This is a genomic window from Paenalicyclobacillus ferrooxydans (genome assembly GCF_001399675.1).
Taxonomy (GTDB): Bacteria; Bacillota; Bacilli; order Alicyclobacillales; family Alicyclobacillaceae; genus Alicyclobacillus_B; species Alicyclobacillus_B ferrooxydans.
Map to the genome: position 1 here is coordinate 123,809 of NZ_LJCO01000069.1, position 18,927 is coordinate 142,735.

The 18,927-nt window shown below is 55.8% G+C and carries 16 protein-coding genes; 12 read left to right on the plus strand and 4 right to left on the minus strand.

The genetic code is table 11. From position 1 onward, the window contains the following. The first annotated feature begins 117 nt into the window (after window positions 1-117). Window positions 118-870, plus strand: coding sequence for an HAD family hydrolase (locus tag AN477_RS15875; protein ID WP_054970138.1), 753 nt, complete (start codon window positions 118-120; stop codon window positions 868-870). Between the two features lie 578 nt (window positions 871-1,448). On the opposite strand, the gene AN477_RS15880 is transcribed toward AN477_RS15875, so the two are convergent. The 4 genes from AN477_RS15880 to AN477_RS15895 all read right to left on the minus strand — a co-directional run bounded on the left by AN477_RS15880 (window position 1,449) and on the right by AN477_RS15895 (window position 7,188). Next, entirely contained in the window at window positions 1,449-2,999 is a 1,551-nt protein-coding gene (locus AN477_RS15880) for a polysaccharide deacetylase family protein (RefSeq protein WP_054970139.1), read from the minus strand. Window positions 3,000-3,127: 128 nt separating this feature from the next. Then, window positions 3,128-5,092, minus strand: a complete 1,965-nt coding sequence (locus AN477_RS15885) for an MFS transporter (protein ID WP_054970140.1) — start codon at window positions 5,090-5,092, stop codon at window positions 3,128-3,130. 40 nt (window positions 5,093-5,132) lie between these two features. Continuing rightward, the gene (locus tag AN477_RS15890) at window positions 5,133-5,732 is read right to left on the minus strand and encodes a hypothetical protein (RefSeq protein WP_054970141.1); all 600 of its coding nucleotides are present in this window, start codon (window positions 5,730-5,732) and stop codon (window positions 5,133-5,135) included. Between the two features lie 289 nt (window positions 5,733-6,021). Continuing rightward, window positions 6,022-7,188: an MGDG synthase family glycosyltransferase gene (locus AN477_RS15895; protein WP_054970142.1), complete on the minus strand. Its 1,167-nt coding sequence runs from the start codon at window positions 7,186-7,188 to the stop codon at window positions 6,022-6,024. A gap of 359 nt (window positions 7,189-7,547) precedes the next feature. Between AN477_RS15895 and upp the strand changes: the two genes are divergently transcribed. The 11 genes from upp (at window position 7,548) to atpD (ending at window position 18,890) form a co-directional block, all read left to right on the plus strand. After that, entirely contained in the window at window positions 7,548-8,177 is a 630-nt protein-coding gene (gene upp / locus AN477_RS15900) for a uracil phosphoribosyltransferase (RefSeq protein ID WP_054970143.1), read from the plus strand. Window positions 8,178-8,372: 195 nt separating this feature from the next. Then, window positions 8,373-9,491 carry a non-hydrolyzing UDP-N-acetylglucosamine 2-epimerase gene (wecB, locus tag AN477_RS15905; protein WP_054970188.1) on the plus strand — a complete coding sequence of 373 codons (1,119 nt, stop codon included), beginning with the start codon at window positions 8,373-8,375 and terminating at the stop codon, window positions 9,489-9,491. 80 nt (window positions 9,492-9,571) lie between these two features. Then, a complete protein-coding gene (locus tag AN477_RS15910; RefSeq protein ID WP_054970144.1) occupies window positions 9,572-10,756 on the plus strand; it encodes an acetyl-CoA C-acetyltransferase in 1,185 nt (394 codons plus the stop codon). Between the two features lie 1,392 nt (window positions 10,757-12,148). Beyond that, complete coding sequence (locus AN477_RS15925) at window positions 12,149-12,541, plus strand: hypothetical protein (RefSeq protein WP_245631855.1); 393 nt, start codon at window positions 12,149-12,151, stop codon at window positions 12,539-12,541. 17 nt (window positions 12,542-12,558) lie between these two features. Further along, a complete protein-coding gene (gene atpB, locus AN477_RS15930; protein ID WP_054970146.1) occupies window positions 12,559-13,323 on the plus strand; it encodes a F0F1 ATP synthase subunit A in 765 nt (254 codons plus the stop codon). Between the two features lie 170 nt (window positions 13,324-13,493). After that, entirely contained in the window at window positions 13,494-13,754 is a 261-nt protein-coding gene (gene atpE, locus AN477_RS15935) for an ATP synthase F0 subunit C (RefSeq protein ID WP_245631856.1), read from the plus strand. Window positions 13,755-13,809: 55 nt separating this feature from the next. Further along, entirely contained in the window at window positions 13,810-14,292 is a 483-nt protein-coding gene (atpF, locus tag AN477_RS15940; RefSeq protein ID WP_054970147.1) for a F0F1 ATP synthase subunit B, read from the plus strand. Continuing rightward, the gene (gene atpH / locus AN477_RS15945; protein ID WP_054970148.1) at window positions 14,289-14,852 is read left to right on the plus strand and encodes an ATP synthase F1 subunit delta; all 564 of its coding nucleotides are present in this window, start codon (window positions 14,289-14,291) and stop codon (window positions 14,850-14,852) included. Before atpF ends, atpH begins: the two co-directional genes overlap by 4 nt. Continuing rightward, window positions 14,849-16,357, plus strand: coding sequence for a F0F1 ATP synthase subunit alpha (gene atpA, locus AN477_RS15950; protein ID WP_054970149.1), 1,509 nt, complete (start codon window positions 14,849-14,851; stop codon window positions 16,355-16,357). The genes atpH and atpA overlap by 4 nt, the downstream gene beginning before the upstream one ends. Window positions 16,358-16,463: 106 nt before the next feature. Then, window positions 16,464-17,324, plus strand: a complete 861-nt coding sequence (gene atpG, locus AN477_RS15955) for an ATP synthase F1 subunit gamma (protein ID WP_054970150.1) — start codon at window positions 16,464-16,466, stop codon at window positions 17,322-17,324. Window positions 17,325-17,483: 159 nt separating this feature from the next. Then, on the plus strand, window positions 17,484-18,890 hold the full coding sequence (gene atpD / locus AN477_RS15960; RefSeq protein WP_054970151.1) for a F0F1 ATP synthase subunit beta: 1,407 nt from the start codon (window positions 17,484-17,486) through the stop codon (window positions 18,888-18,890). Window positions 18,891-18,927: the final 37 nt, after the last annotated feature.

Here is an 18,927-nt window from a genome sequence, read left to right on the forward strand (position 1 = left end):
GTCGATCGGGCTCTTTCACCTAAGTTCCACGTTCCACCAAGCTATCTTCGAGCATCTACACAGTGGACAGCCCCGCGATATCTGCGGGGCTGCCATTTTCGGATAAGGAGTGTATGCATGGCTGAAGCACCGGATCTCACCGCGCCGCAGTCCCTGATACTTTTCGATCTCGACGGCACGCTCACGAATCCCAAACTGGGCATTACCTCGGGGGTCCATCACGCGCTTGAGAAGCTCGGTATTGAAGCCCCCAGCCCGGATGAGCTGGAGTTCTTTATCGGTCCACCGATGCGCCTAATGTTTAAACAGACCTACGGCCTCGCTGAACAAGAAGTGGATCGAGCAGTGCAGTATTATCGCGAGTATTACGATCCGATTGGCTGGCGCCAAAATGAAGTCTATGAAGGCATTCCGGAGGCCTTGAAGGCACTCCGCACAGCTGGGTTCAAACTTGGATTGGCAACCTCAAAGCCGACCGTCTTCGCACAACGCATCTTGGACCATTTTGGGTTGCGCGACGAGTTCTCTGTGCTCGCAGGCAGCAATCTGGATGGAACGCGGGAGGACAAGGCAGAGGTCATCCGTTACGCGCTGGCAGAGGCGGGATTTGACATAGGGTCGGATTCGGATTCCTCGGATGTTCTTGTGGAGCCTCAGGTGGTCAACCGAGCAGCCTTCCCGGTGACCATGGTGGGTGACCGGAAGTATGACATCATTGGCGCCAAAAGGCTTGGCTTGCGCTCGGTTGGTGTGACATACGGATTCGGATCACGTGAGGAACTAGAGAGTGCTGGCGCAGATGTCATCATTGACCGCCCAAATCAACTTGTTGAAGCCCTGCTGCCGGCCCATCAGGCAGATGACAGATGAGATGACGGTTGGGTTGCTCTGTAAGGTGGGTTCATGCAGCATTCCTGATGCCCGCTGAGGAACGTTTTCGCTAGTACGGCGGCCAATACAGCGGCCAAGGCAGTGGCCAATACAGTGGTTCGTTCAGTGGCTAATACAGTGGCTAATATCCGGCCAAGGCAGCGGCCAAGCCAATACAGCGCGCCAAATATAGTGGTTAAGGAACATTTCCTCCGCTATACCAGATCGTCTAGGGAAGGATCTTCCCCTATTCAGTCATTCTGAGGAGAAAGTTCGGAGATAGCGAACTATTTTTCCGCTGTGACCTCGATCCTAGCTTGAATTCCTTCGGGTCGAACCGATAAGGGAAATTTGGTTCGTTCTTGTGGCACCAGGGCCAGTTTTTGTCGTTTAACGAACAAAATTTCCCTTGATGCGTCGTCCAACGCTCAGAGTCACGGGTTCGAGTTGGCAGGCGTCTCTTTAAATTTGGTTGCTCCTCGCCACGGCGAGGAGCTTCCTTATGATGGTACCTATTCGGCTTTGCAAGTGGGCCTTGTTCAGTAGGCTTTTCCAGAGGCTTTGTCAGTAGGCCGTGTTCAGTTGGCGGCATTGGCTGCTCTTGCGTCTTTCATGCCCTTGGGCCCCGTCGCCTCCTCCATGATGGCCTCCGTCGCACCAGCCCCAGCAGCATCCCTGCCCGCCCCAGCGGCCTCCGTCGCACCAATCGCGGCGGCATCCCGGCCGGCCCCAGTGGCCTCCGTCGCACCAATCGCGGCGGCATCCCGGCCAGCCCCAGCAGCATCCCTGCCAGCCCCAGTGGCCTCCCGGCCAGCCCCCACCGGCTTCACACCGGTGCGCTCAAACAGCTCCTCGCGGCTCATCCAGACCAGCTTGATTTCGAGCTCGCGCGTTCCCTCTCTGAGGCGCCGGAACCCCTCCGGATGATACATCCCCATGAGGAATTTCATATATCGCTGCAGGCGCCGGTTCTCTTTCGTCTTCGGCAGGTCTTCGACGTGGAAGCCGAGCATTTCGATCCCTCGGTTCATCAGCGTCGGCGCCGCCACCACTTCGATGTTCTGAAAGCCCGGGTGGTAGACGATCATCCGCGCAATGTCTCGCAGCCCCTCTTTCACCTGACGGAGGCCGCGGACCAAGGAGCGCTGGTCGGCGGCGGAGGAAATCGCGATCAGCGTCTCGTTTCGAAAATGCAGGTCAAGTCCGGGAGCCCCCTCACGTACCATCACGGTTGAGTCATCGCCGACGCGTGGTCCGTGGTGCCAAACCATTGGCCCGATCCGGAATATTTCATTGACGCCCTGCACATGGTACATCCGGGCGAACGCCAGTTCGACAACGGCCCATACACCAATCAGCATCCGCCTCCAGAGCGGGTAGCCTCGATAGAGTGATCGCCTCTGCTGTTCAAAAGTCTCCCACGCCTCCGACATCTCGCTGACCGTGGAGAATTCGTAGCCAAGGCGGCGGAGTTGCTCAATCGCCTGCGGCAGCGCGGTGATGGTGTTTCGCGGTGCTCCCTCCGCGCCTCCAGCGTCGTGACAGAGGACGATCGCGCCCGGATGCGCACCGACAATCACCCTCTGTTCGACTTCCGTCGCGTGATCGCCAGGAAGCCAGTCGATGGCTCGAGCTGACCACAGCGTAGGTCTCAGCCCCAACTTCAGCGAGGTGAGTTTTGTGAACCAGTTGAACGCGCCCCAGGGGGGGCGGTAAAACCGGATCGGGCGACCTGTCATCCGTTCCAGCGTTTCCTTCGAGCGTTTCATGTCGAGAAAGGTCGTTACGGGATCGCGAAACCAATGATGATGATGCCGATAGCTGTGCGATCCGATGTCGTGCCCCCCAGCAACAATCTGCGCGACGAGTGATGGGTTTGCTGCTGCCCGCTCGGCCACGAGGAAGAAGGTGGCTTTGACGTCCTCTTCAGCGAGGATCGAAAGCACTTGCGAAGTGTAGCGGGGGTCGGGCCCGTCGTCGAATGTGAGCGCCACACGTCGCGGGCCAGGGTTGCCGTGAAAGAGCGTGCCGATGTGCCAGATATGGAACAGCAACTCCGGCAGCAACGTATAAAGCACCCATACCAGCACCACAATGGCCAATATGATTAACCATGTCCACCCATCCACTGTGCTCACCCCAATTCAGAACAACTCTCTTCTGCCAATTGTAGGATACAAGCACGTGGTTGGAAAGTCTTTCGCGTCCAATCGGGGCTGCGTTCACGCGCGCCGGTCTGTTGGCGAGAGGCCTTGGTTCATGCCCGAACGGATCGCGCACGGAACCGCTTCTCAATCGGCAGCACTGTGTAGAGCAGGCCCATGATTAAAATCACAACTGCACTGACCCAAAACGGTGCGGATGGGCCGATCCGGTCCCACACCAGGCCGCCAAGATACGGTCCTGCGGCAGAACCAAACCCTTCTACGGTCATGAACACACCCCACAGCGAGCCCTTCTTATCCTCGTCGATGGACCTGTCTAGCACCGCATTCCAGGCTGGAAGGATAAAGGAGTACGACGCACCGAGCAGGCATACGAGTGCAAACGTGAATGGAACCGTTCGAAACAACGGAAAAAGGGCCAGCCCAGTTCCTGCGGTCAGGAAAGCCACGACGAGCGGAGTACGGGGGCCGATTCGATCGATCAACTTGCCCGTTGGAATGAGCCCGATGACAGTGACGGAACCGGCTGCTACGAGCATCAGACTGTACATGGCACCGCTCAGTTTCAGGACTGCGTTTGCGTAGACGGACAAAATCGGGATCAGGGATGCCACAGCAAACGTCTGCGCGAACATCCCCGGGAACAAAAACGACACCTCTTTGATGTTGCGCCACACAGACTCCCAATCAGTTTTTCGAGTCGAGGCTTCTGTAAACTGTGAACCGTCCCTCATCGCACCCACAGAAGTGGCATGGTGTACAGGGTTGGCATCTAACGCAAACCCGTCGCTGCTGGCAAACGGATCTCTCGCAGTGGGAACCGTGGGAACGGTGGGATCAGCGTCCCTCGAACTTCCAATGGGGGGAACGGTGGGAACCGTGTCCCTCGAATTTCCGATGGAGGGAATAAGATCCTTTGAAATGCCAACCGTGGGAACCGCGTCCCTCGAATCTCTCGCAACGGACCGTGGATCTCGCAGAGTGTGTTGGAGATCTCGCAGAGTGCGTTGTGGATCTCGCGCAACGTGTCGTAGATCTCGCAGAGTGCGTCGGGGACGCCGGGCAGGCAGACCGAGTTCAAGTGCGGTCTCGCTCAGGTAGGCGCTTCTCAGACCTATCAGCTTCTGCCTATCCAGAACCAGAGAAAGTACCGTCGGCCTGAAACGGCCATATTTCGCGATTCGATGTGCAAGCCCAGATGCAGCGGATCCCGGAATGAGTTTTGGGGAGCGGGCAGTGTCCCGAACGGTCTCCGCACTGTCATCCCGACTGTACTTCCGACTGTTATCTAGCGTGTTGTCCGGGCCGTTGTCCCGCCTGTTATCTCGGCTGTTGTCCCGCCTGTTATCCCAGGCAGTATTTCGTGCCGGCGCCAAGATGGAGTCGCGACTCTGGTCTTGGGCGGCGATGTCACCAGGAATAACTTGCCCTGCGCGCCAGGTCGAAGTGCGGCTGCGGCGTACGAGTGCAAATGCCGTGAGAAAGCCGATGGCGTCAACAGACAAGAGAAACAAAAACGCGATCCGATACGTGCCGCCGACGAGAAAGTTGATGATGACTGGGCCGAGTCCGGCTCCAAGGAGCCAAAAGATATACACATAGCTCATGAACAGGGCACGCTTTCCCTCTGGTGTGGCGCGGCTAATACCCGACATCACAGATGGCCATACGACATTTGCCCCCACACCGTAGGCACAGAGGCTAGCGATCAGCAACGTGATCGTATGCGCATTCATCATCCCAAACACGGAGGCAGTCGAAATGGCAAAGCCAGTCAGGAGGACGCTGCGTTCGCCGACGTGATCGACCAGCCATCCCGACGGGGTACGCAACAGGTTATCTACGAGATAATGCAGAGACAAAGCAAGGGCGGTCCATTCCACGCGAAAATGGAGAACGGATCGGCCGTATGTTGGCAACAAGGAGAGAACTAACGCGCCGCGCACAAATTCAGACAGTGACAAACACAGGAAAATGCCCAAAACAAAAGGCTGAAACAGCTCAGGTTCCAGCCATCGATGTAAACGTCTAGGTACACGGGCTGTTGTGTCCGTCACGGAACCACTCCCTGGGTTGAACTTGCGTATTGGTGTGAGCTTAGATAGGAGTAGTTTGTCCACGGTGGGGATTGTCTAGTACACCTATGGGCTTATTCGGCCGATCCGATGGCTTCACACTGCGGCGGGGGCGAGCGGAAGTCCGGGCAGCTTGGGCAGCTTGGGCAGCCTGGGCTCCGCTGCCGGCGGACCGGGCCGCGATAAAGGAACTGAGTTCCGCTAAAGCCGTGTGAATGGCGAACCCGGTTGCGATAAAGGAACTGAGTTCCGCTAAAGTCAGGCGAATGCCGAACCGGGTTGCAATAAAGGAACTGAGTTCCGCTAAAGTCAGGCGAATGCCGAACCGGGTTGCAATAAAGGAACTGAGTTCCGCTAAATCCGTGTGAATGGCGGACCGGGCTGCCATAAAGGAACCCAGTTCCGCTAAATCCGTGTGAATGGCGAACCCGGCCGCGATAAAGGAACTGAGTTCCGCTAAAGCCAGGCGAATGGCGAACCCGGCCGCGATAAAGGAACTGAGTTCCGCTAAAGTCCGGCGAATGGCGAACCCGGCCGCGATAAAGGAACTGAGTTCCGCTAAAGTCCGGCGAATGGTGGACCCGGCCGCAATAAAGGAACTGAGTTCCGCTAAGCGGTGCAACCGGCGAAGCGGGCTGCCTCATGCAAATGCAAAAGCAGCCCCTGCCACAGCAGGGGCTGCTCCACTGACCCAAGGCTTTTACGCCGGCCGCTGAACCTAACTTTAGTAACGCCATAAACATAAGCCCTCGTCCACAAGCCATCGTTCACAAGCCATCGTTCACAAGCCCTCGTCCACAAGCCATCGTTCACAAGCCATCATTCACAAGCCATCGTTCACAAGCCATCGTTCACAGGCCCTCGTCCACAGGCCCTCATTCACAGACCATCGTCACGCCTCAGATCCAGACTTAATACGGGTATGAGTAGTTTGCACGGGGTTTGCGCAAGCTACCGAGGTCGAGTAATTTTTCTGCGATGCTTTCAGCCGCGCTCAGCTTGCGCACCCGGAGACTTCGTCTGCGCATCGCCCCAATCTTGTCCGGGTTTTGGACAAGCAGTTCATGGAGCCTCTCGCTGACTTGTCTGCGATTGCGGGCGAGAACGGCGACACCGGATCGGACCAAATACTTTGCGTTTTGGACCTCTTGTCCCGGAATTGGGCGATACAACAGCATCGGCAACTGCATGGCCAATGCCTCCGAGATCGTGAGGCCGCCTGCTTTCGTAATCATGAGATCGGCAATCGCCATCAGTTCATAGACCTCTGAGACGTAGCCAAACACGTATGCCGGATTGGTCGCGTTCGGCAGCATCTCGGACAGTTGGGCAGCCATGCGTTCGTTGCGGCCGCTTACGACAATCGTCTGAACCGGATACGGATAGGAGAACAGCTCCTCGCAGATCTGTTGGATGTCTCCCATGACACCATAGGCGCCACCCATCACCAGTACAATCGGCAGGTCTGGGCGCACCCCGTACTTCTGACACAAGGACGCCTTGTCGAATGTCTGCAGGAACGCCGGACGAATCGGGATCCCTGTCACGTGAATGGTGCTTGCGGGAATGCCGCGCGCCATTAGGCCGTGTTTAACATGTTGCGATCCGACGAAGTACATATCCGTCTCCGGATGGATCCACTGTGAGTGAATCGCATGATCCGTAATCACCGTCGCTGACGGCACGTTCGTGCGCCCTTGTTGACGCAAAAAGGACACAACCCCTGCTGGTGTGGGGAAGGTCGAGAAAACGACATCGGGATCGTACGCCTCAAGTTCCTCTGCCAAGCTCTCAATACCAAGAGAGTTCAATTGGCGTTGGATTAAAGACGACGGTGGAATCTGGCTGGTGCCTTTATAGAACCATCCGTAAAGGGCAGGCGCATACCGGACACTCTTCAGGTAACAGTATTTCACAATCGAGTCCAGCGTCGGGTGCACGTGATGCATGTAGTCTACAATGCGCACATCCGTCTGTGGACTCATTTTTAGTAGCGCATCGCGAACCGCATTGGCTGCCTGCTCGTGGCCAGCCCCGTAAGAAGCAGACAGTACGAGCAACTTGGACAGTCCAGTCATTCTTGTTGAACACCTCCATCCGCCGGTCACAGGGTGTGTCAAGTGCTCACATGATGTGGTCACATTGAGTCGATCATATCTTGAATTATGTCCATTTTATCGTACAGCATATCATGTGACTACTAGTACGAGCCTATGGAAGATGTGGTCGGCGTGAATTTTAGCCCGTTCAGCGGGCTGGAAACTGAGGTTGCACAGCAATTCCTGGCGAGACACGTCGATGCGGGAGACATAACCCTACGTCCTGCTTTCTCATTCTGCTATAATAACAGCGATGCTGAGCCTGTACGATGTGCGTGGTACTATGCAGATGGTACACAGTGCGCAGTCAGGATATCAGCAAAAAGGAGCGTGAAGGTATGGGACAAGTCTATGTCCTTGACCATCCTTTAATTCAGCACAAACTCACATTTATCCGTGACAAAAGCACAGGAACCAAGGAATTTCGAAATCTGGTTCAGGAAGTTGCCATGTTGATGGCGTATGAAATCACCCGCGATCTCCCGCTGATCGAGGTTCAAACAGAAACTCCCGTTGCCACTGCAACGACAAAGGTGATCGAAGGAAAAACACTCGCACTCGTACCCGTGCTTCGCGCCGGCCTTGGAATGGTCGATGGAATTTTGACCCTCATCCCAAACGCGAAGGTGGGCCATGTCGGTTTGTATCGCGATCCAGAAACGCTGCAACCCGTCGAGTACTACTGCAAATTGCCGCCTCATGTGGAGGAACGGGATGTGATCGTTGTCGATCCGATGCTCGCCACCGGCGGATCGGCCGCCGCCGCCATTACTGCTGTCAAGGAACGCGGTGCCACAGCCGTGAAGCTGATGTGTCTGGTCGCAGCACCGATTGGCGTTGAAAAGGTCCAAGAGGCGCACCCGGACGTCGATATCTATGTGGCCGCTGTGGATGAAAAGTTGAACGATCACGGTTACATCGTACCCGGACTCGGCGACGCGGGGGACCGGTTGTTTGGCACTCGCTGACGGCCTTGGCGCTGCTTGACTGGCGGCCGTTGGGTTGCTGTTAAACCGCCGCCATTGCACGGTGCCGTCGCATGGTGCTGCAATCAGCTGTCCGCTGCTTGACGGCCAAATTTGGCCGACCGTCGCTCGATTTTATCCATTGTTACCCGCTGACCTGAGGAGGAAACCTGCTTGGCTCGAGAAAAAGTTCGCGTGATGACCGTGTTTGGTACCCGTCCAGAGGCTGTCAAAATGGCACCGCTGGTGAAAGTCCTGGAGCAAAACCCATTCATCGAATCGCTCGTATGCGTCACAGCGCAGCATCGCGAGATGTTGGATCAAGTCCTTGAGGTCTTCAACGTCCATCCAGACGACGATCTCGATATTATGGAACCAAGCCAGTCGCTTGGCACCATCACGCGCAAGGCGCTTGAAGGTTTGGAGACGGTGATTGCACAGCGCAAGCCGGATATTGTTCTGGTACACGGCGACACCACGACGACACTTGCAGCCGCACTCGCCGCCTTTTATCAGCAGGTGAAGATTGGTCACGTCGAGGCTGGACTTCGTACGTACGACAAGTACAGCCCATTTCCTGAGGAAATGAACCGTCAATTGGCGGACGTCTTGACGGATCTGTTTTTTGCACCCACGTCCTGGGCAGCGGGAAACCTTTACCGGGAAGCAAAACCGGAGGAAAATGTGTTTATCACCGGTAATACCGCAGTGGATGCGATGGCAACGACGGTACGTCAACAGTACCATCATGAGGTTCTCGACAGTATTCCGGACGGGACGAGGATTGTCTATATGACCTCACACCGCCGTGAGAATCTGGGCGAACCACTCGGCAACATCTGCCGGGCGGCCCGACGGTTGGTGGATGCGCACCCTGATGTTCACCTCATCTACCCGATGCATCTCAATCCGAGTGTCCGGGAAACAGCAGTCAGTGTCCTTGGCGGACACGACAGGATCCATCTGATTGAACCGCTCGGCGTCATTGACAACCACAACTTCATGTCGCGAAGCACGCTCATCTTGACCGACTCTGGCGGCATCCAGGAAGAAGCCCCATCTCTCGGCGTTCCCGTGCTCGTCATGCGGGACACGACGGAGCGACCTGAAGGTGTCGAGGCGGGCACCCTGCGCCTCGTCGGTACAGATGAGGAGGCCATTTACAACAATGGCTACGAACTCCTGAACGATGAAGCGGTTTATCAAGATATGGCCGGACGCAAGAACCCGTATGGGGACGGGCATGCGTCGGAACGGATCGCAGAAGCCATCCTGTATCACTTTGGCATGGGCGAGAAGCCAGCCACTTTTGAATAGAATCGATTAGACCTTTGTGGCCGGACGCGGTGTAAGTCATTGCGATCGGCCACACGGGGTCCACTGAAGGGGGATTTCACATGGCAAGCGAGGTTGTGATTGTAAGCGCTGTCCGAACTGCGATAGGAAACTTTATGGGTTCACTCGCTCCCCTATCCGCAACAGAGCTAGGGGCAATTGTGGTCGACGAAGCGTTAAAACGGGCTGGTCTTGATAAATCTGAAGTCGACGAAGTGATCCTCGGCAACGTGCTTCAGGCTGGACTCGGTCAGAATCCTGCCCGCCAGGCGGCCATCAAGGCGGGCCTTGCCGACGAGATCCCATCGATGACGGTCAATAAGGTTTGCGGATCCGGTTTGAAAGCCGTGATGCTGGCCGCGTCTGCAGTCAAAGCTGGTGACGGGGAAGCCTTTGTTGCAGGCGGTATGGAGAGTATGAGCAACGCGCCGTACCTCCTTCCGGGTGCCCGCAGCGGCTATCGAATGGGGAATCAGCAGGTGGTCGACAGCATGATCAAGGACGGCCTCTGGTGCGCCTTCTGCGACACGCACATGGGCATCACCGCCGAGAATATCGCGGACAAGTACAGCCTCACCCGCAACGAGCAGGATGAATTCGCCGCACAAAGTCAACAGCGCGCAGAGGCCGCCATCAAGTCCGGCCGGTTCAAGGATGAGATTGTGCCTGTGATGATTCCACAGCGCAAGGGCGATCCGATTGCCTTCGACACCGACGAATTCCCACGCGCCGGAACGACGGTGGACACCTTGGGCAAACTGCGCCCTGCGTTCAAGAAAGACGGTACAGTCACCGCTGGAAACGCATCCGGCATCAATGACGGTGCCGCAGCGCTCGTCGTAATGAGTGCAGAGAAGGCTGCGAAGCTCGGACTGAAACCGCTGGCTCGCATTCTCGGCTACGGTAGTGCCGGTGTCGATCCCGCTGTGATGGGCCTCGGCCCCATCAACGCAACCCGCAAGGCACTGAAAAACGCAGGCCTCGAGTTGTCGGACATCGAGCTCATTGAGGCCAATGAGGCGTTTGCCGCTCAGTCACTCGGCGTCGCACGCGAGCTCGGATTCAACAACGAGATCTTGAACGTAAACGGTGGAGCCCTCGCGCTCGGTCACCCGATTGGCGCGAGCGGTGCCCGCATCCTGGTCACCCTCTTGCACGAAATGGCCAAGCGTGAAAACCGATACGGCCTCGCCACGCTCTGCATCGGCGGCGGCCAGGGCGTTGCGATGGTCGTCGAGCGCATCTGACGTTTGGGGCATCAGCACCCAGGGGCTCTGTTGGAATGGACCGGCTTGGGTTGGCTTGGGTCGGCAGGGTCGGCAGGGGTAGAATTGGACCGGCAGGGTCGGCTTGGGGCTCCCGGGTGCTGATTTGCTTCATGGAACGGACACTGACACAACAAGAAAAGACGCAACGAGAACGGCCGCAACAAGGGACAAATGTTCCCTTATCAGCTGCATTCTAGCTCGATCCGCTCCAATAACGCCCGTTCTTTCCCTTATGCCGCCAAATCTGACCCTACGGGGGCCGGGGTGCCGACATAGCGAACAGTTTTTCCTCTATAACTCTCCGCTCTATCCCCGTTTGGCATCATAGCGAACAAATTTTCCCCAATTTTCTGTGGTCATGCCTCCGACTCGGTCCAGAGGCGCCCATCCATACGGGGCCGCTGTCGCGGCTGCGGCAGGCGTACCTCGTGTGTGCCGATACTCCGCCTTGGCCTCATTTCGCGGTTAAGCCGCACCCACCGCACCCACCGCACCCACCGCACCCACCGCACCTCACCGCACCTCACCGCACCTCACCGCACCTCACCGCACCTCACCGCACCCACCGCACCGCACCTCACCAGGTCCGTCCCAACTTGTGCCGTTCCATCGCCAGATTGCTTAAGTTAACAGTGGAAGGCAGGCCGTACGGCCTGCCAACCAATCGTTGCTTTTCAATGGCGTTGTACCCTTGGTGCGTCGGAAACGCGCAATTGTCCCCAGAGAAATAGTTTTTATGCCTAGATGTTTACGGAATGCGAGGCTGAAATTGGGGGAAATATAACAGATATGTGTAAATTAACTCCTTCAAACCGTCTGAGGGGGTCGAAAATCGTAGAGTTTCGTTGACACGCATTTTTGGGCTAGTGTACTATTATTCAGGGTTCCCGTATTTCACGTAGGAAATTGGTGTTTCGCCCTGTGAAACAGACTGGCGAGGGAAGCAGTTAGAACAGGCCTGTTTCAGAAACACCGAATGCTGTCGGCATTCCGACATCTTGCATTTTTCCGCTTTATGACAGGGTGCGTGAAATGGGCAGGCTCATCGAGCCTGGGGAATCGCGTTCACTGACCGCTACGCTGGCGCGTGCCGCTCTACAATGTCCCTCTCGGTATTTCACGTTGGGTGGTGTACAAAGTAGAAAAAAAAGAACCTCCTCAATCTGGGACCAGTATGTGGAAAACGTTTGCAGTGTATTCGGGAGCGATGTTCCAATTCGGAGCCTGTATGGTTATTTTCGGCTACCTTGGACACCGCCTTTCGTCGCGTATCCACCATACGTGGCCAACAATTGCGGGAGTTGTGTTCGGCGTCATCGTAGGCTCGTCCGGAATCGCGTTTCTCGCCAAACAGATTTTGGGAGACAAGCCATGACTCAAGACCGTTTGAACGCCAGGCTTCGTGCAACTAAATTGTGGGGACTCGCCTTTATCGTGCTAACCGTTATCGCTTGGATCGCGATTCGGGGGTTGCACCAACTCATTGGTGGTCTCTTCATAGGGGAACTAGGTGGGGCCTATGTGCTCGTCAGCTTGATTGGCCAAGGCCATCGCAACGACGACATGGAAGGCACAGCCTTGTTCGCGTCCGGAATGCTCGGGATGTTTACGCGAATCATTGCACTGGTCATTGTAATGGTTGTAGCTGAACATTGGCGGACCTATTTCAATCCCTATACCGCACTGGTCGGCTATCTACTTGGGTTTGTCTTCGTCGTTGCGGGCCTCTATGGGTTTGCCAAGAGCCGAAAAACCGACTCTTAAGCGAAGAGGGTGAGAAAATGCCTAATTTTCCTGTGCTGTTTGGGAATACCGCATTTCCAGTCAATTTGGTCGCCATCGGTACAATCATTTTCACGGGACTAGTGGTCCTTGTGTTGATGCGTGTGGCGGTTGCCAAGATGGATATGCGGCGCCCAAGGGGTATGCAGAACTTTGTCGAATGGGCTCTTGACTTTACGAGGAACATGGCGAGAGATACCATGCCGACGGAGAGTGCAGTGCGCTTTGTTTTACCGCTTGCATTCTTCACCTTGTTCTTTCTGTTTATCGCCAACTGGCTCGGTCTGATTGTGACCATCGGGGTCAAACTGCATCATCCTATCCCGTGGTTAGGGTTGACTGCAGCGAAACTGGCGACAACAAAGGGAGACGTTCTGTTCTTTGACTCCCCGACTGCCAACATGAGTGTTGCTCTGGGGTTGGCCGTGCTGGTTTGGCTTATCAGCCATGCCCGTGGACTACGCCACCCGAAGCTGTGGTTCCGCCACTTCTTTTCTCCGTCCCCGCTGGGGTTGTTGGAAGAAATCACGAACCCGCTCACGCACGGTATGCGTCTTTTCGGCAACATTTTTGCTGGCGAAGCGCTGCTGACCGTGATGTTGCAAGCCCCGTTCGCGCTGGGGTGGATTCCGTGGACCCTTCCGCTGATTCTGGTGTGGTTGCTTTACGCCGGGTTCGTTGCTTCGGTGCAAGCGTATGTGTTCTCGGTCTTGCTGTGTTTGTATATCGGCAACAAGTCTTTTGAAGGTCACGCGCACTCTTGAGGCAAGTCTTCGATGAGGCGTGACATGTGAAATTGGTGTCGAAACAGAACGAAAAAGGTTTCAGAGAAACTGCGCAATCAATGCGCAGCTGAACCCTCTCTTACACACCATCTCTTACACCCATAATGTGCACAAAATACAGGGGCACAACTCAAGGAGGATAACTTCGAATGAATGCAGCGAACAATTTGTTGTATATCAAGGCAATGTTTGACATCGCGGCAGGACTTTTGCTCGGTATGGGCGCACTTGGTTCCGGTGTTGGTGACGGCTTGGTTATGAGCAAGTACGTCGAAGGAATCTCTCGTCAACCAGAAGCACGTGGTCAAATCTTTGCTGGTTCGATTCTTGGTATTGCGTTTGTCGAAGCTTTCCCGGTTATCGCGATGGCTTTCGGCATCATCATCTTGTTTGGCTCGGGTCAACTGTAAGCCGCGTCATCTCGTCGAAACGAGGATCAATCTGTTAGAGAAGGGAGTGGCGTAGTTGTTCGAGCTAGGTACGTTTATATTCTCGATTATCGCGTTCCTCCTCATGTTCTGGATTGTCTCGCACTTCGGGTTTAAGCCCATCGCGAGAATGCTGGAACAGCGAAGAGCGCACGTGACCTCGCAAATAGAAGATGCTGAAAAAGGACGCTTGGAAGCAGAAGCTATTTTGGCCGAACAGAGACGTCTGCTTGAAGAAGCGAAGAATGAAGCTCGCGCCATTATGGACGCAGCACGAGCACGTGCTGACGAACAGGCACAGCAACTTATCCATGCCGCTCAGGCAGAATCCGAGCGCGTTCTGGCTGACGGTCGTGAGTTGATTGAACGCGAGCGCAACGAAGCCCTTGCATCTGTGATGGATCAGGTCGCAAAGCTTACGGTTGAGCTTACGACGAAGCTCCTGCAAAACCACGTCACGGAGCAGCTTCAGCAGGACATGTTAGCCGAAGCGGAAAAGCGCATAGGTGAATTGGTATGATAAGCGGCGCCGTGACCAACCGATACACTGAAGGACTCTATGGGGCTGCGAAAGATTCAGGCGTCGTCGACGCCGTTGATATAAGCCTGCAAGAGGTCGCCAAGGCTCTGGACAGCAACCCTGACTTTCGCGTCTTTCTGGAACATCCGGTGATTCCGGCGAAAGCCAAGAAAGAACTCGTCGGTCAGGTGTTTGGCCAAGCAGCGCAGCCGCTGGTTGTGCGGTTCCTGGACGTGTTAATCGACCGGAAGCGAGCAGCCTATGCGAGCGCTGTTGCAGAGGCGTTCCATCGCCGCGCAGAGCAAGAGCGGGGTCATGTGATTGTCCACGTTGAGTCCGCTCAACCGCTGTCGGAAGCGGAAACACAGGCCATCCGACAGAAGCTTGCTTCTGCCCTGAACAAAGAGCCCCAAACCATCGTCGAAGTGAACCCCGCCCTCATCGCCGGCTATCGGTTCCGGATTGGGAACCGCATTCTTGATGCGACTGTGCGCGGGGCGCTGCAACAGTTTTCACAAAAACTGACGGCGAGCGGGGCTGTCGAGGAGGGAATCCGTTGAGTATCCGACCTGATGAAATCAGTGCGCTGATTCGCAAACAAATAGAGCAGTTCGAACAAAAAGTTCAGGTTTCCGACACTGGCATCGTGTTGTCCGTCGGTGACGGTATCGCACGTATCCACGGCTTGGACAACGCCATGGCTGGCGAACTCGTTGAGTTCTCCAACGGCGTCTACGGTATGGCTTTAAACCTTGAAGAAGACAACGTCGGTATCGTCGTTCTGGGTTCCGTTGAAGGAATTCAGGAAGGCGACGAAGTAAAGCGCACCGGCCGTATCGTCGAAGTTCCCGTCGGCGACGCACTTCTTGGCCGCGTTGTGAATCCGCTCGGTCAACCGATTGACGGCCGTGGTCCGATTGAGTCCACAACCTTCCGTCCGGTTGAATCACGTGCTCCTGGCGTTATCGAGCGTAAGTCCGTTCACGAACCGCTCCAGACTGGTATCAAAGCTATCGACGCGATGATCCCGATTGGCCGCGGCCAACGTGAGCTCATCATCGGCGACCGCCAGACTGGTAAAACTGCCATCGCGATCGACACCATTATCAACCAGAAGGGCAACGGCGTGAAGTGTATCTACGTCGCGATCGGCCAGAAACGCTCTACCGTCGCTCAGGTTGTTGAGACCCTTCGCAAGCACGGCGCGATGGACTATACCATCGTCGTTTCCGCTGGTGCATCTGAGCCGGCACCGTTGTTGTTCTTGGCTCCATACGCAGGTTGCGCGATGGGCGAACATTACCTCTACAACGGTCAGCATGCCCTCATCATTTACGATGACCTGTCCAAACAGGCTGCTGCTTATCGTGAGATGTCCCTGTTACTCCGTCGTCCGCCAGGTCGTGAAGCTTATCCTGGTGACGTATTCTACTTGCACTCCCGCCTCTTGGAGCGCGCTGCGAAGCTCAGCGACGCCAATGGAGCAGGGTCCCTGACAGCACTGCCGTTCATTGAGACCCAAGCTGGCGACGTGGCTGCGTATATTCCGACCAACGTGATCTCCATCACGGACGGCCAGATCTTCTTGGAGTCTGACCTGTTCCACAGCGGTGTTCGCCCGGCTGTTAACGTCGGTATTTCCGTCTCCCGTGTCGGTGGTTCCGCACAGACCAAGGCGATGAAGAAAGTTGCCGGTACTTTGAAGCTCGATCTCGCTGAGTACCGCGAACTGCAAGCTTTCTCCCAGTTCGGGTCCGATCTCGATAAGGCTACTCAAGCTCGCTTGAACCGTGGTGAGCGCACCGTTGAAATCTTGAAGCAGCACCAATACGAGCCGATGTCGATGGAAAACCAAGTGCTTTCCCTGTGGACCGTCGTCAATGGCTATGTGGATGATATCCCGGTTGGCTCTGTTCGCAAGTTTGAAGGGGAATGGTTGAGTTTCTTGGCTTCGAGCTATCCGCAGGTTCCAGAGTCTATCCGGACCACGGGCGCACTGTCCGATGAGACGGTTGCGGCGATGAAGGAAGCTGTTCAGAAGTTCAAGGCAACCTTCGTATCGTAAGACTAGGGCAAGCCTACGAAGCTGTGGCTTCGAAGCGAAGAGAAGTGCGCGTTCCCGATGGGCACTCCCATCGGGTGCGGACAACCCCGAAAAGGTGGTGAACTGAGTGCCACAGAACGCAAGGGATATTAAGCGGCGTATTACCAGCTTTAAGAAAACCGCGCAGATCACCAAGGCCATGGAAATGGTTGCGGCGGCCAAACTGCGCCGCGTGCAGGAAGCTGTGCAGTTGTCGAAGCCATACCTGGCTAAGATGACTGAGATGCTCGCTGACATCGCTGAATCCGCGCGTTGGATCAAGCATCCACTGCTTGCACAGCGTCCGGTTAAGAAAACTGGTTACCTTGTGATTTCTTCAGACAGAGGCTTGACAGGACCGTACAATTCACAGGTCATTCGGCAAGCGCTGATGGAGTTTCGCAAGAAGGATAAATCAACGTACACCATTTATGCAGTCGGCCGTAAGGGTCGTGACTTCTTCCGTCGCCAGGGTTACCCGATCGGCGGAGAGATTACCGGATTGCCTGATTCCCCGACGTACGGGAGTGTGCGGCCGTTAGCCGAGCAGATTGTCGAAGCATACGCGAACCAGGAGTTTGACGAGCTGTATCTCGTCTATAACGAATTCGTCAATGCCGTGACGCAGACCCCGGTCATCAAAAAGGTCCTCCCCTTGTCGGGTGTGACCAACGGTGAGAAACGGAAGTCACCACAGTACTTGTTTGAACCAGGCCCTGAAGCTGTGTTTGAACGACTGTTGCCCCGCTACGCTGAGACATTAGTGTACCAGGCTGTTCTCGACGCGAAAGCGAGCGAACACGGTGCCAGTATGACAGCGATGGGCAACGCGACAGAAGCGGCGTCAGAGATGATTGATGACTTGACGTTGGTTCTGAACCGCGCCCGTCAGGCCGCGATTACGACGCAGATCGTCGAAATTGTCGGCGGCGCAGAAGCACTCAAGTAACTGTCGACTTGAATTTCAAGTTGACTCGGCAATAGCTGCAAGCCAGGCCAACTGCAAGCCAGGCCGATTTTGCGAAACGGCAAGGCTCGGTCGAAACTGCGATATCGGCAATATCGGCTAGGCTAGGTTGAATTTGCAACACTAGAAGGAGGGTATGCAGTGAACAAGGGAACAGTCGTGGCAGTCATGGGACCGGTCGTCGACGTCCGGTTTCCGGAGGGCCACCTGCCGGCTATCAATAACGCGCTGCGCATCGACAGTGAGGGCGAAGTTGCGATTCACCTGACCCTCGAGGTCGCTTTGCACCTTGGCGACAACGTCGTTCGCACAGTCGCCATGTCCTCAACGGACGGACTTGTCCGCGGCACAGATGCTGTGGACACCGGTACCACCATTTCGATGCCCGTTGGTCAGGCAACCCTGGGACGTATCTTCAACGTCCTTGGTGAAACGATCGACGAACAGGGACCTGCAGGAACCGACGAACGCTGGTCTATCCACCGCAAAGCACCAGACTTCACACAGTTGAGCACCAAGGTTGAAGTGTTCGAGACCGGTATCAAGGTTATCGACCTTCTCGCCCCTTACATCAAGGGTGGTAAGATTGGTCTCTTCGGCGGTGCTGGCGTTGGCAAGACCGTTTTGATTCAGGAGCTCATTCACAACATCGCGAAGGAGCACGGTGGTTTCTCCGTGTTCGCGGGTGTTGGTGAACGTACTCGTGAAGGTAACGATCTGTACCACGAAATGAAGGATTCCGGCGTTCTGGACAAGACCTCCATGGTCTTCGGTCAGATGAACGAGCCGCCAGGCGCACGTCTGCGCGTTGCTCTGTCCGGACTCACCATTGCTGAGTACTTCCGCGATGTCGAACACCGTGACGTGTTGTTCTTCGTCGATAACATCTTCCGTTTCACCCAGGCTGGTTCAGAGGTTTCCGCTCTGCTTGGACGTATGCCGTCCGCCGTCGGTTACCAACCAACCCTGGCGACAGAAATGGGCCAGTTGCAAGAGCGGATCGCGTCAACCGTCGACGGATCGGTCACATCCATTCAGGCCATCTACGTGCCTGCTGACGACTACACCGACCCAGCCCCGGCGAACACGTTCGCGCACTTGGACTCCACAACCAACCTGGATCGCCGCATTTCTGACATGGGTCTCTATCCCGCTGTCGATCCGCTGGCTTCCACCTCCCGCGCCCTGTCTCCGGACATCGTCGGCGAGGAGCACTACAACGTTGCTCGCGGCGTTCAGGGTATCCTGCAGCGCTACAAGGAACTGCAGGACATCATCGCCATCCTGGGTATGGATGAGCTCAGTGACGATGACAAACTTGTCGTTGCTCGTGCCCGCCGAATCCAGAACTTCCTCTCGCAGCCGAACTTTGTTGCTGAGCAGTTCACGGGTATCCCAGGTAAGTACGTTACGGTTAAGGATACCGTTCGCAGCTTCAAGGAAATCCTTGAAGGTAAGTACGACGATATTCCGGAAACCTATTTCCGTTACAAGGGTGCCATCGAAGAAGTTGTTGAGGCTGCCAAGAAAGACGGCGTCGCTGTCTGATGTCTGTGGAGTGTGCAGATCGGTGATGGCGGGGTGA